Genomic DNA, 12,972 nt, shown 5'->3' with positions numbered 1-12,972 from the left:
CAGGCGGCGGATGACCCGCCCAGGGCATGCAAGTTCCAGACCCGGGAAGCCCGTTCCATCGACCGCCGTGCCCCAGAAAAGGGATCGGCGGTCATTCTAGTCATGCGTGCAGGCCTTTCTGGCGCAATTCGCTCAGTGTGTCGTCCAGGCATCGGCGGATCAGGGCCACCATCTCGTCGATCTGCTCGCGCGTCATCACCAGCGGCGGCGCGATGATCATGCGGTCGCCCACGGCGCGCATGATCAGCCCGTTGCGGAAGCAGTGGGCGCGGCACATCATGCCCACGGCCAGTTCCGGGTCGTACATCGCCTTCGAGGCCTTGTCCTTCACCAGCACCAGGCCGGCCACGAAACCGCAGGTCTCGGCCAGGCCCACCAGCGGGTGTTCGGCGATCTCGGCGAAGCGCTTGGCGAGATGGGGCGCCAGTTCCTCGCGCACCTTGCGCGGCAGCTCCTCGCGCTCCATCAGCTCCACGTTGGCCAGGCCCACGGCGCAGGCCACCGGATGGCCGCTGTAGGTGTAGCCGTGGTTGAACTCGCCGCCTTTCTCGATCAGCACCTTCGCCACGCGGTCCCCCACCATCACGCCACCCAGGGGGATGTAGCCGCTGGTCACGCCCTTGGCAAAGGTCACCAGGTCGGGCCGGTAGCCGAACTTCTCGTAGGCGAACCAGTGCCCCAGACGGCCGAAGGCGCAGATCACCTCGTCGCTGATGAGCAGGATGCCGTACTGGTCGACGATGCGCTGGATCTCGGGCCAGTAGGTGGCCGGCGGGATGATCACGCCGCCCGCGCCCTGCACCGGCTCGGCGATGAAGGCCGCCACCTTGTCCGGGCCGATCTCCAGGATCTTCTCCTCCAGCGCCCGCGCCGCGCGCAGGCCGAAATCCGCTTCGCTCTCGCCGGGTTTGGCGTTCTCGAAGTGATAGGGCTGGTCGATGTGCACGATGCCCGGGATCGGCAGGTCGCCCTGCGCGTGCATGCCGCTCATGCCACCGAGCGAGGCCCCCGCCATGGTGGAGCCGTGGTACGCGTTGTGGCGGCCGATGATGGTCTTGCGCTGGGGCTGGCCCATCAGGTCCCAGTAGCGGCGCACCAGGCGCACGTTGGTGTCGTTGCTCTCGCTGCCGCTGGAGCTGAAAAAGACATGCTCGAACTTGCGGCCCTTCACCTCGGGCGCCAGCGCGGCGAGCTTGGCCGCGAGCTGCACCGCCGGCACGTTGGTGGTCTGGAAGAAGCTGTTGTAGTAGGGCAGCGTCATGAGCTGCTGGTAGGCCGCGTCGGCCAGCTCCTTGCGGCCGTAGCCCGCGTTCACGCACCACAGGCCGCTCATGGCGTCCAGGATCTTGTGGCCCTCCGAGTCCCAGATGTAGATGCCCTGGGCCTGCGTGATCACGCGCGCGCCGCGCGTGGCCAGGTCGCCGTGGTCGGTGAAGGGGTGGATGTAGTGCGCGCTATCGAGCGCCTGGATGGCCTTGGTGTCGTGCTGCTCGGCGCGGCGCACCAGCGCAGGCGGAGCGATCAGGGGGTTGGGGTTCATCGCAGAAATTCCAGTTCACACATGGAGCAACAGGTGTTCGCGCTCCCAGGGCGAGATGACCTTCATGAACTCGTCGAACTCGAGTTCCTTGATCTCGGTGTAGATGGTCACGAACTCGTGGCCCAGCACCTCGTGCAGGTCGGGCTCGCGGCGCAGCCAGTCCAGGGCCTCGCCCAGGCTGCGCGGCAGCGCGTAGGGCGAGAGGTAGGCATCGCCCTTCATCTCGGGTTTGGGCTTGATCTTGTTCTTCATGCCCAGGTAGCCGCAGGCCAGCGTCATCGCCATGGCCACGTAGGGATTGGCGTCGGCGCCGATCACGCGGTTCTCCACCCGGCGCGCTTCCGGCGAGGCGATCGGCGAGCGGATGCCCACGGTGCGGTTGTCGTGCCCCCACTCGATGTTGATCGGCGCGGCCGTGTGGCGGGAGAGGCGCCGGTAGCTGTTCACGTACGGCGCCACCAGGGCCATGGCCGCCGGGATGTAGCGCTGCAGGCCGCCGATGTAGTGGAAGAACTCGTCGGAGGCCGTGCCATCGGCGTTGCTGAAGATGTTCTGGCCCGTGGCCTTGTTCAGCACGCTCTGGTGCATGTGCATGGCGCTGCCCGGCTCGCCCGCCATGGGCTTGGCCATGAAGGTGGCGTACATGTCGTGGCGCAGCGCGGCCTCGCGCACGGTGCGCTTGAAGAAGAAGACCTCGTCGGCCAGGCCCAGGGGGTGGTCGTGGAAGAAGTTGATCTCCATCTGCCCCGCGCCGATCTCGTGGATCAGCGTGTCCACGTTCAGGCCCATGAGGTTGCAGTACTCGTAGATCTCCTCGAACAGCGGATCGAACTCGTTCACCGCGTCGATGGAGTAGGCCTGGCGCGAAGTCTCGGCCCGCCCGCTGCGGCCGATGGGCGGGCGCAGCAGGGTGTTGGGGTCGGTGTTGCGCGCGGTCAGGTAGAACTCGAGCTCGGGCGCGATCACCGGGTCCCAGCCCTCGGCCTCGTACAGGCCGCAAATGCGGCGCAGCACGCTGCGCGGCGCGTAGGGCACCAGCTTGCCCTTGTGGTCGAAGCAGTCGTGAATGACCTGCGCCGTGGGGTCCGTGGCCCAGGGCACGATGCGCACCGTGGTCGGGTCGGGGCGCAGCTGCATGTCGCGGTCGGTCGGCTCCACCACGTCGTAGTAGGGGCCGCTGGCGGGCTGCTCGCCCGTCACGCTCATGGCCACGATGGCGTGCGGCAGACGCATGCCGCGGTCCTCGGTGAATTTCTCGCGCGGCAGGATCTTGCCGCGCGCCACGCCGGTCAGGTCGGGCACCAGGCATTCCACTTCGGTGACGCGGTGTTCGTTGAGCCAGCTCTCCAGCTCGTTGAAGTTCTTGGGGGCGCTCATGGCCGGTTCCTCGGGTTGGTTTCGGTTCGGGTGTCAGGGTACGTGAATCGAACCTACCCGGGCTGGCTGCGCGCCAGGTCGTTCGCCTGCAAGCGCAGGCTGCGCCGCTGGCGGCAGGCGCGGCCGAAGGCCTCGAAGATGTTGGCGTAGAACGGCGTCTCCCAGCAGCGCCACTCGGGGTGCCATTGCACGGCGTAGGCGAAGGTGCGCGCGCCCTTCACCCAGAAGGCCTCGACCAGACCGTCCGGGGCCCAGGCCAGCGGCGTCAGGCCCTCGGCCAGGCGCGCGATGCCCTGGCCGTGCAGGGAATTCACCTCGGCCTCGGTGCCGCCGGCCCACTCGGCCATCACGCTGTCCGGGGCGATGCGGATCGGGTGGCGCGGCGCGTACTGCTCGTCGGGCGGCGCGGTCTTGGGCTCGCGGTGGTCGTTCATGCCGGGCACCTGGTGCACGCGCTGGTAGAGCGCACCGCCCAGGGCGACGTTGATCTCCTGGAAGCCGCGGCACACGCCCAGCAGCGGCACGCCCTGGTGCACGCAGGCCTTCACCAGCGCCAGCGTCAGCAGGTCGCGCTCGGCGTCCAGGGGCAGGCTGGGGTCGGCCACCTCCTCCTGGAAGTGCGAGGGATGCACGTTCGACGGCGACCCGGTGAGCATCACCCCGTCGACCATGCCGAGCAACTCGTCGATCTGCTCGACCTCGGCCAGAGGAAACATCACGGGCTGGGCCTGGGCGCCGACCTTCACGGCCCGCGCGTACTTGTCGCCCAGCAGCAGAAAGGGCATCTGATGCCCGTGGTCGCCCAGCAGTCGGTGGTCGGCTGGCAGCCAGACCATGCATGGCGGCTTGTTCATGGGTTCTCCACTTTCTCCAGGCATTGTGGCCAGGGAATTGGATCACAATGGGGGCCAGTTGTGCCCATCACGTGGTGCCACTTACCCCTACCCGGTACAACATGCTGTCCGAATACCTGCTCGCCGAGATGACCCGCCTGGGCGCGCAAGACGCCCTGCCCCTGCACCGCCAACTCTACGAAGCCCTGCGCCGCGCCATGCTGGACGGCAAGCTCGGTGCCGGCGAGCGCCTGCCCTCCAGCCGCGACCTCGCGGAGGACCTGAACCTCTCGCGCAACACCGTGGTGGCGGCCATCAACCAGCTCAGCGTGGAAGGTTATCTGGCCAGCCGCGTGGGCAGCGGCACCTACGTGAACGACCACGTGCCGCGCAGCGGCCTCTCGCGCGGCCCGCGCGCGCCGGGCCAGGCGCCGCAGCATCAGCCGGCGCGCCTGTCCGCGCGCGGGCATTCGCTGGCGCACAGCTTCAGCGCCGGGGCGCTGGAGGTGCAGCCCTTCACCCCGGGCATCGCCGACTTCTCAGCGTTCCCCCTCACCCTGTGGCAGCGGCTGCAGAACAAGCACTGGCGCATGACCTACCCGGACATGCTCGACTACAACACCTCGGGCGGCTACGCGCCGCTGCGCCGCGCCATCGCCGACTACCTGCGCGTGTTCCGCAGCGTGCAGCTCGACGCCGACCAGGTCATCGTCACCACCGGCACGCAGCAATCGCTTGAGCTCTGCGCACGCCTGCTGGCCGACCACGGCGACACCGTGTGGGTGGAAGACCCGGCCTACTGGGGCGCCATGAAGGCCTTCATCGCCACCGGCCTGGCCGTGCACCCCGTGGCCGTGGACGAACAAGGCATCAGTCCCACGCCGGCCGACGATGCGAAGCCGCCGCGCCTGATCTACGTCACGCCCTCGCACCAGTACCCCGTGGGCGCGGTCATGTCGCTGGCGCGCCGGCACCAGTTGCTGGCCACGGCACGCGCGCACGGCGCCTGGGTCATCGAAGACGACTACGACAGCGAGTACCGCTTCAGCGGCCCGCCGCTGTCCAGCCTGGAGGGCCTGGACCCGGACGGGCGTGTGCTCTACATGGGCACCTTCTCCAAGGTGCTCTACCCGGGCCTCAAGCTGGGCTACCTGGTGGTGCCCAAGGGCCTGGTGGAAGCCTTCCGCCAGGCGCACTACGACCTCAACCGCCCCGGGCAGATGCCCACGCAGGCGGCACTGGCCGAGTTCATCGAAATGGGCCACTTCGCCAGCTCGTTGCGCCGCGCGCGCCAGACCTACGCCGAGCGCCGCCACTGCCTGCTGGAGGCGCTCAGGCCCGTGTTGGGCGACGGCCCCGACGCGCCGCGCATCAGCGGCGCAGAACAGGGCCTGCACCTGTGCCTGCGCCTGCCGCTGGCGGTGGACGACCAGGCCCTGGCGCGCCAGCTCGCGCAGCAGGGTCTCACCGTGCGCCCGCTCTCGGCCTACTGCCTGCAGCGGCAGGATTTGCGCGGGCTGGTGATCGGCTACGGCTATGCGGCGCTGGAGGAGATCAGGCGCTGCGGGCCGGTGGTGGCGGCGGCGGTGAAGAGCGTTTGACATGAGCGACGGCTCGACCGTGGATGCCTTGAGCCCGCCGTCGTAGATCGGGGTGGTACTAACATCCGCGACCCAGCAACCGAGCCGCTGAATTTCTTCGCTAGCCCACAGGAGACGCCCATGCCCACCGTATCGCCCAAAGAAGTAGCCGAGTCACTGACAGAGCTGTGGTCCCCGCGGGTCGTCGGTGAGGTCGATGACGCCTACATCAAGGTCGCCAAGATCCATGGCTCGCTGGCTTGGCACAGTCACGAGAACGAAGATGAGCTGTTCCTCATCCTGAAGGGCCGTCTGCGCATCGAGATGGAGAGCGGTGCGATCGAACTCAAAGAGGGCGAGATGTTCATCGTTCCCAAGGGCGTTCGCCACAATCCCGTAGCTGAGCACGAGTGCCTTCTCATGCTGATTGAGCGCAAGTCCACGCTCCATACCGGTGATGTCACAACCGAGAAGACACGAAGTCTTGCTGAGCAGTTGCGGCCGCTGTGAGCGCCTCATACGACCTGCGGGGCAAGCTTGCTCATGAGAGTGCACGTGCCGGCTAAGCCATCGTTGCACCCGACGCACCACGGCTGGCCTCTCCGACCTCCGCCCGCAGGTGAACTCCAAGGTGGCGCCACTGGATTCCAGCGTCAGCTCCCACGACGCTGAGCAGCGCCGGCGAGAGATTCTTCGGCCTGTTAAGCCAGTCCGCCAAACTCTCGCCAGCCGCTCACGGCGACACCTTCGCGCTCGTAGCGCCCCGCGCCGCCAAACACCAACTGTGGCGCGGCCGTTCGCTCACCCTGCTGCTCGGCCAGCGCCGCCCACCGGCGCAGACCATCGAACCAGTCGCTGGCCACCGTGCTGCCCGACTTGAGCTCCACCGGCCGCAGGCCCGAAGGCTCTTCAATCAGCACATCCACCTCATGGCCGATGTGGTCGCGCCAGAAGAACAGGTCGCTGGCCTGGCCGTCGTTGTAGCGCCGCTTGAGCAGCTCGCTCACCACCCAGGTCTCGAACAGCGCGCCGCGCGCGGGATGCGTCTCCAGCGTCTGTACGTCGCGGATGCCCAGCAGCCAGGCCATCAGGCCTGTGTCCAGGAAGTACAGCTTGGGCGTCTTGACCAGGCGCTTGCCGAAGTTGCGGTGGTGCGGCAACAGGCGGGTGGCGAGGTAGCTGGTCTCCAGCACCGAGACCCAGTCGCGCGCCGTCGGGCCGGTGATGCCGGCCTCCGCGCCGAGTGCGGCCAGGTTGAGCAACTGCCCGGAGCGCGCCGCGCACAGGCGGATGAAGCGCTGGAACTGGCCCAGATCCCGCACCTCGATGAGCTGGCGCACGTCGCGTTCCACGTAGGTGGCCGCGTAGTTCGCGAACCAGTCGCCGGGCGCCAGCGGGCGGTCGTGCAGCGCCGGGTAGCCGCCTAGCAGCAACCACTCGTCCAGGCGCGCGGGCGCGCGCTGCGGCCCCAGTTCGACAACGGCAGAAGCTCCACCCGGCCGACCCGGCCCGCCAGCGATTGCGTGATGCCCGCCATCCGTTCGAATTGGGCCGATCCAGTAAGCACGAACTCGCCCATGCGTCGGTGCTCATCCACGATGCTCTGCAGCCAGGACAGCAGCTCGGGGCAGCGCTGCACCTCGTCCAGCACGGCACCGTGCGGAAAACGCGCGAGGAAGCGCTTGGGGTCGTTCAGCGCGAACTGCCGCTCCTCCGGGTTCTCCAGACTCACATAGGGCTTGTCGGGAAACACCGCGCGCGCCAGCGTGGTCTTGCCCGACTGGCGCGGGCCGGTGAGGGCGACGATGGGGAAACCTTGGGCCAGGCGCTGCAACGCCGCGGCCCCTTGGCGCGGGATCATTTACAAATCTAAAGTTGAATTTCAGATTTGTAAGACTGCCGCGTCACACCGCGTCGCGCAAGCACCGTCGTCCCCGTGCTCATGCTGGCACTCGAGCCGGCCTATTGCGCCCTGAACTACGACGCTGCAAGCACATCACACATCTGCATCCTGAGCAGGATTCTTGAATCTATGCCAAAAGAGGCGCAGCGCACGCGCAGCGTCGTTGTCATCCCCCAGCACGTGGTAGTACCGATCATGGACTTCCTGCAGATAGTCCGCGACGAAACTGAGCTGCTCTGCACTGAATGTCCTCAGGATTGGCAACAAACGATTGTCGAGCTCGCCGTTTGCCATTTCCAAAAAGTCGCTAACCACCGTAACGGTCAACGTAGGAGTTTCGCCGCGTTCGTAGTCTTCGAGCGCCACTTTCATAAACGCGGGAAGAAAGAACACGTAGGCCTCGTCATTGAGAAGACAAGGGGCAATCGACCAGTCCTTTCGGTACTCATTAGCAAGTGACTCGTAGTTGACCTCTTTGGCAAGCCGCCCTCGAAAGAAGCGTTCCGCCTCGTCACCTTCCCATCGGTCTCCGACGCGTGATGCTTGAGCTGCAGGTCGGTCGATGGGGTATCGACCACGTTCAAAAATGTCGTAGTTCATGGGAGCTTCGACAAGATGGATTCACAATTTGCGACAGCCTTCCAAGCCTTAGCTGCCTCATTGCGGTGGTCCGCATCTCCCCCCGCAAAGCACTTCTTATTTAGCTTGTCTCGCGCAGTCCCACACGCCCTTCCGTTTTCCAGTCTCTCGTTCAGTTCGCTTCTGACCATTCCCGCTCGACATGCTCTGGGGACCGCCTTACACCATTGATCAACCTGGTCCTGCAGTTGACGATGATCGTTAGGCGTGCAATTTCCCGGAGGCGGCACACACGACTGCGGACTAACCAGCAGCCCAGCCTTGTCGTATGTCGGGGGAGAAGGTACAGATGATGCTTGGGATTGCCCCGAGAGAACGATGCCGACCTGCGTGAGCCATCCTATACCGGCCACAGACGGAATGGAGCCTGATGCACTCGCGCTTTGGCCCGCGCCGCCCTGGCAGTTGGCTCCGCAGCCCGCCGCATTGGAACCCGGGATACCCGCAGCGTTGAGGCGATTGGCTTCAGCCACGGACATGATTCCCAACACCACACCAGCCGGCACCAGCACCAGCACCGGGTTGGCGTGGACCGGTGGCAAGAGCATCTGCGCGATGCGATCACCCCGATCGCTCAACCATTGAGCCACCCGCTGCATGAGGCGCTGCGGGTCCAGGCCTTCCGTGTCGCTGCTGGCGATCTGCTCCACCAGCCCGGAGCTGTCGCGGATCTCGATGAGCTGCTGCGCCGGGCTGTAGCTGTAGCGCACCCAGCGCCCATCACTGAAGCGGATTTCGTTGATCAGGTTGCGCGCGTCGTGGACGTAGGTGATGTTCCCGCCCGGCGTATAGGCCGCCGTCATCTGCCCGCGGCTGTTGGCCGTGAAGCTGGCCTGCGCGCCGTTGCTGGCGATGAGACGGCTCAGGCGCCCGTTGCCGTCGTGCTCGAGCGTGGCGCTCTGGCTGGGCGCCATCGCGTCGGTGACGCTCACGAGATCGCCCTGCGGGCTGTAGCCGTAGTCCCATCGCTGGCCGAGCACGCCATCGCTGAACTCGCTGATGCGCTGGGGCAGTGATTGGGCGCTGTAGAGCGTCTCGGTGCGCTGCAGCGCACCGCTGGGAGCGGCGTTGAAGCCGGCCGCGCCTGTCAGGTCGCTGGTGGCCTGCGTGGTGTGGGCCGTAACGCCACTGGCGCTGTAGGCGTAGGTACTGATGCGCCCGGGCTCGGCCACGCGCGTGGGCAGGTTCCAGGTGCCGTGCCATTCGGTGGTGGTGACGGCGCTGGCGTGGCTCAGCGCAGGGCGGGTGCTGGCGCTGGCAAAGCTGGCGGGGAAGCTGGCGCGCTCGGTCTCCTGCCCGCGCGCGTTGTATTGGTGGAAGACGACGCTGCCGTCGTGCTGCACTTCGCGCAGCTTGCGCCCGACGCTGTCGTAGGCGATGGCCTGCGCGGTGTTGCCGCACAGCGGGCAGGGGGCGCTGGCGCCGGCTGGGCGCAGCACGCGGCCCTGCAGGGCGAAGCGGTGCGTGCGGCTGCTGGGTGCGCCCGAGCCGAAGTCGGTGATGGTGGTCTGCGGCGCGCCGCTCGCGTCCTGCCCGTAGCTGAACTGCAGGCGGTCCACGCCGCCGGCGCGCTGGGTCTCGATCACGCGGCCCTGGGCGTCGTAGGTGTAGCTGCCGATGCGCTGGCCGGTCTCGTCGGTGATGCCGGTCAAGGCCCTCGGGAAGCGACTGTCTTCGTAGTGGTAGCGCTTGACGTTGCCGTCGGGCCAGGTGATGGCGAGCAGATTGCCCTGCGGGTCGTGGCTCAAGCGCGTGACGTTCGCGTCCGGGGTGGTGATGGCCGCGAGCCAGCCGTTGGCGTCGTATTGCAAGCGCAGTTGCCGCCGAAAGGCGTTGTAGACCGCCTGCAGCCGCCCCGCGTCGTCGTAGACGAGGCGGCTCGCCCAGCCGTTGCGCGCGGTGATCTTGAGGAGTTTGCCGTTGTGATCGTAGGTTTCACGGCTGTCGTCTTGCTGGCGGTGCAGCTCCCAGCTCACCGCGTCCGGGTCGCTGGCGGCGATGCGTTTGAGCGTGTCCGCGGACTCGGTCGATGCCCAGGTGTTGGCTGCTGCGCCTGGAATGAAGCGCAGCACGTGTCCGTCCGGGCCGAGAGCGTGCACGTCCGAGGGGCCGATGTGCAGGCGCGCCGAGTAGCTGTGCAGCCAGCTGCCCGGTGGCAGCAGGGCGCGAGCCGAATGGCGCGAGCGGTAGTGCAAATCGAAGACCAGCGCCGAGGCAAAGTCGGCGACGTAAATGCCTTCTCGATGGACCTTGACGCCAAGGCCGGCAAGCGTGGGGTTGCCCACGGCGCAAGCGGCTTCTTCCCAGTGGTTCGGATCGCTGCCGTCTGCGAGGCCCCCGCCCGGGAGCGCGGCCACACAGCTGTTGGTCAGCGGTGACAGGGTGCTTCCCGAAGGGCAGACGCAGCCCATCTCGTGACCCGTGCCGTCGCGGCAAAGACCGCCGTTGGTCACGATCGGGTCGCAATAGCGCCAGGCCAACCAGGCCGAGGCGGGGCCTTGCACCACGCGAAAGGGACCCGGCAGGTGGCCACACACATCGTCATTGCCCAGGCGCTGGCAGCGCGCGAACTCGGCGTCCCAGGCGCTTTGCCAAGTGAATCGAATGCCTTCGAGTTGCTGCAGTACGGGGGCCGGGCAGGTGGCGTGCGCGAGGCTGGAATGAAAGAACAGGCTCAGTACAAGAAGGACGAACCGGACCGGATGCGGGAGTTTCATGCCCGCATTGTTCGATGGTCAACGCCAGCACGCCGTGATGATGTCGTGACCCCACAAGCTGCGAACTTCACCAATCACATCACGTCGCGCAAGCGGTGCCACAGCATCCCCAGCGCCAGACTGGGCGTGCGCAGCAGCGCGCCACCGGGGAAGCGGCGGTGCTTCAGGCGCGCGTACAGATCGAAGCGCCCTGCCTGACCCGCCACCGCCTCGGCCACGAGCTGCCCGGCCAGGCCCGTGAGCGCCACGCCGTGGCCGCTGAAGCCCTGCAGGTAGTACAGGTTGTGCCCCAGGCGGCCGAAGTCGGGCGCGCGGTTCATGCTGATGTCCACGAAGCCGCCCCACAGGTGCTCCACCGGCACCGCGCGCAGCTCGGGGAAGACGGCGGCCATGCGCGCGCGCATGGTCTCTTCCAGGTGGCGTGGCGTCATGGTGGTGTAGCTCACGCGGCCGCCGAAGAGCATGCGGCGCTCGGCGCTGAAGCGGAAGTAGTCGAGCACGAAGTTGTTGTCGCAGACGGCCGCATCGCCGGGGATCAGGCGCTCGGCCAGGTCGGCCGCCACCGGTGCCGTGCCGAGGATGTAGGTGCCCACGGGCATGATGCGCGCCGCGATCTCGGGCGCCACGGCGGGGCCGTACTCGGGCAGCATGCAGTTGCCCGCCAGCACGCCGAAGCGCGCCGAGACCTGGCCGTGTGCGGTGCGCGCGATCAGCGTGTCGCCGCGCTGCAGCGCGGTGACGGCCGAGTGTTCGAAGACCCGCACGCCGGCGGCCTCGGCCGCGCGCGCCAGGCCCAGGGCGTATTTCAGCGGGTGCAGATGGCCGCTGCGCTGCTCGCGCGCCGCCGCCGCGTAGTGGTCGGTGCCGATCAGGCGGCGCGTCTGCGCGCCCTCGGCCCAGTCCACCGCGACGCCGCGCGCGGCCAGGCCGTCCATTTCCTCGCGCAACTCGCGCGCCTTGCGCGCGCTCTCGGCCACGTAGACGTAGCCGAAGCGGCGGTCGCAATCGATGCCGTGTTCGGCGATGCGCCGGTCGATCAGGTCGATGGCCTCCAGCGACATCGCCCAGGCGCGCTCGGCGTCCTCGCGACCCAGTTGCTGCTCGAACGGGCCCTGCCCGCTCGCGTAGCCCACGATCGCCTGCCCGCCGTTGCGGCCGCTCGCGCCGCTGCCGATGCGATCGGCTTCCAGCACCGCCACCGACAGGCCGCGTTGGGCCATCTCCAGCGCGGCCGACAGGCCCGAGAAGCCCGCGCCCACCACCAGCGCGTCCACCTTCAGGTGCTCCTGCAGCGGCGCGCGCGCCGAGCCGCGCTGCACGCTGGCCTCGTAGTAGCTGCGCTGATTCAGTTGCGTGTCCGAGCCAATGAGGGACATCACGCTGCCGCCCGGGCCACGCGACCCGCCAGGTACGTCCAGACGAAGCAAGCCGCCGCGTTGCTGGTGAGCTCGGCGTGGTCGTAGGCCGGGGCCACCTCCACGCAGTCCATGCCGATCCAGTTCAGCGGCGCCAGCTCCTCCAGAAAGGTGAGCACCTGCGAGCTCGTCAGCCCACCGGGCTCGGGCGTGCCGGTGCCGGGCGCAAAGGCCGGGTCCAGCACGTCGATGTCGAGCGTGAGGTACACGGGGCGCCCGGCCAGGCGCTCGCGAATGGCGGTGACCACCGGCCGCAGGGCCGCTCCGTCCAGCCCGCGCAGCTCGCGCGCGGTGAAGATCTGCCCCCCCTGGTCGGCCACGTAATCGCGCGCGGCGCGCTCACCGCTGGACCGCGTGCCGATCTGCACCGTGTGCGCCGCGCTCACCAGGCCCTCCTGGATGGCCTCGTAGGTCCAGGTGCCGTGGCCCGAGGGCTCGCCGAAGTGGTCGCTCCAGGTGTCGCAATGCGCGTCGAAGTGCACCAGGGCCAGCGGCTCGCCGCCGTGGCGCGCCTTGGCCGCGCGCAGCAGCGACAGCGTCACCGAATGGTCGCCGCCCAGGAACACGCAGTGGTGCTTCGCCATCAACTCCGCCGCCTGGCGCTCGATGTGCGCACGCACCTCGGGCAGTGGCGAGGCGTTGGGCAGGCGCATGTCCAGGGCATCGCCCAGGTGCTCGAGCGGCGAGACGTCGAACACCGGGTGGATGCCGTCGCACAGCATGAGGCTGGCCGAGCGGATGGCCTGAGGCCCGAAGCGCGCGCCGGGGCGGTTGGTCACCACGCCATCGAAGGGGATGCCGCACACCGCGTACGGCTGGTCGGCCAGCGGCGCGCAGGCCAGGAACCGGTTGCTGTTGTTGGCGTAGGCGAACTGACCAAGGGCCATGGGTGAACGGGGTGTTGTCTGCGGATCGCCATGCGGCGGGAGGGGCGACGATAGCTCCGTGCCCGCCCGTCGCAGGGGGCC

At 67.9% G+C, this 12,972-nt stretch carries 11 protein-coding genes; 2 read left to right on the top strand and 9 right to left on the bottom strand.

Going from position 1 to position 12,972, the window contains the following annotated elements:
• Positions 1–100: 100 nt before the first annotated feature.
• Genes GTO19_RS04260 through GTO19_RS04250 form a run of 3 tightly spaced genes read right to left on the bottom strand, consistent with a single transcriptional unit; the run spans position 101 to position 3,771 of the window.
• Entirely contained in the window at positions 101–1,540 is a 1,440-nt protein-coding gene (locus GTO19_RS04260; RefSeq protein WP_291017445.1) for an aspartate aminotransferase family protein, read from the bottom strand.
• A 15-nt stretch (positions 1,541–1,555) separates the two neighbouring features.
• Positions 1,556–2,917 (bottom strand): glutamine synthetase family protein, encoded by a 1,362-nt coding sequence (locus GTO19_RS04255; protein WP_291017442.1) that lies wholly within the window; start codon positions 2,915–2,917, stop codon positions 1,556–1,558.
• A gap of 53 nt (positions 2,918–2,970) precedes the next feature.
• A complete protein-coding gene (locus GTO19_RS04250; RefSeq protein WP_291017439.1) occupies positions 2,971–3,771 on the bottom strand; it encodes a gamma-glutamyl-gamma-aminobutyrate hydrolase family protein in 801 nt (266 codons plus the stop codon).
• 101 nt (positions 3,772–3,872) lie between these two features.
• On the opposite strand from GTO19_RS04250, the gene GTO19_RS04245 reads away from it, so the two are divergent.
• Entirely contained in the window at positions 3,873–5,351 is a 1,479-nt protein-coding gene (locus GTO19_RS04245; protein ID WP_291017436.1) for a PLP-dependent aminotransferase family protein, read from the top strand.
• 120 nt (positions 5,352–5,471) lie between these two features.
• Complete coding sequence (locus tag GTO19_RS04240) at positions 5,472–5,840, top strand: cupin domain-containing protein (protein ID WP_291017433.1); 369 nt, start codon at positions 5,472–5,474, stop codon at positions 5,838–5,840.
• Between the two features lie 191 nt (positions 5,841–6,031).
• On the opposite strand, the gene GTO19_RS04235 is transcribed toward GTO19_RS04240, so the two are convergent.
• The 6 genes from GTO19_RS04235 to speB all read right to left on the bottom strand — a co-directional run bounded on the left by GTO19_RS04235 (position 6,032) and on the right by speB (position 12,891).
• Entirely contained in the window at positions 6,032–6,763 is a 732-nt protein-coding gene (locus tag GTO19_RS04235; protein ID WP_291017431.1) for a DUF4143 domain-containing protein, read from the bottom strand.
• Entirely contained in the window at positions 6,754–7,191 is a 438-nt protein-coding gene (locus tag GTO19_RS04230) for an AAA family ATPase (protein WP_291017430.1), read from the bottom strand. The genes GTO19_RS04235 and GTO19_RS04230 overlap by 10 nt, the downstream gene beginning before the upstream one ends.
• Positions 7,192–7,326: 135 nt before the next feature.
• On the bottom strand, positions 7,327–7,833 hold the full coding sequence (locus GTO19_RS04225; protein ID WP_291017428.1) for a DUF6714 family protein: 507 nt from the start codon (positions 7,831–7,833) through the stop codon (positions 7,327–7,329).
• The gene (locus GTO19_RS04220) at positions 7,830–10,589 is read right to left on the bottom strand and encodes a hypothetical protein (RefSeq protein ID WP_291017425.1); all 2,760 of its coding nucleotides are present in this window, start codon (positions 10,587–10,589) and stop codon (positions 7,830–7,832) included. Before GTO19_RS04220 ends, GTO19_RS04225 begins: the two co-directional genes overlap by 4 nt.
• A 74-nt stretch (positions 10,590–10,663) precedes the next feature.
• A complete protein-coding gene (locus GTO19_RS04215; protein ID WP_291017423.1) occupies positions 10,664–11,965 on the bottom strand; it encodes an FAD-binding oxidoreductase in 1,302 nt (433 codons plus the stop codon).
• Positions 11,965–12,891, bottom strand: a complete 927-nt coding sequence (gene speB / locus GTO19_RS04210) for an agmatinase (protein WP_291017420.1) — start codon at positions 12,889–12,891, stop codon at positions 11,965–11,967. The genes GTO19_RS04215 and speB overlap by 1 nt, the downstream gene beginning before the upstream one ends.
• Positions 12,892–12,972: the final 81 nt, after the last annotated feature.

Source organism: Hydrogenophaga sp. (genome assembly GCF_011772445.1).
Taxonomy (GTDB): Bacteria; Pseudomonadota; Gammaproteobacteria; order Burkholderiales; family Burkholderiaceae_C; genus Hydrogenophaga.
This window is presented reverse-complemented; position numbering and strand designations above follow the sequence as displayed.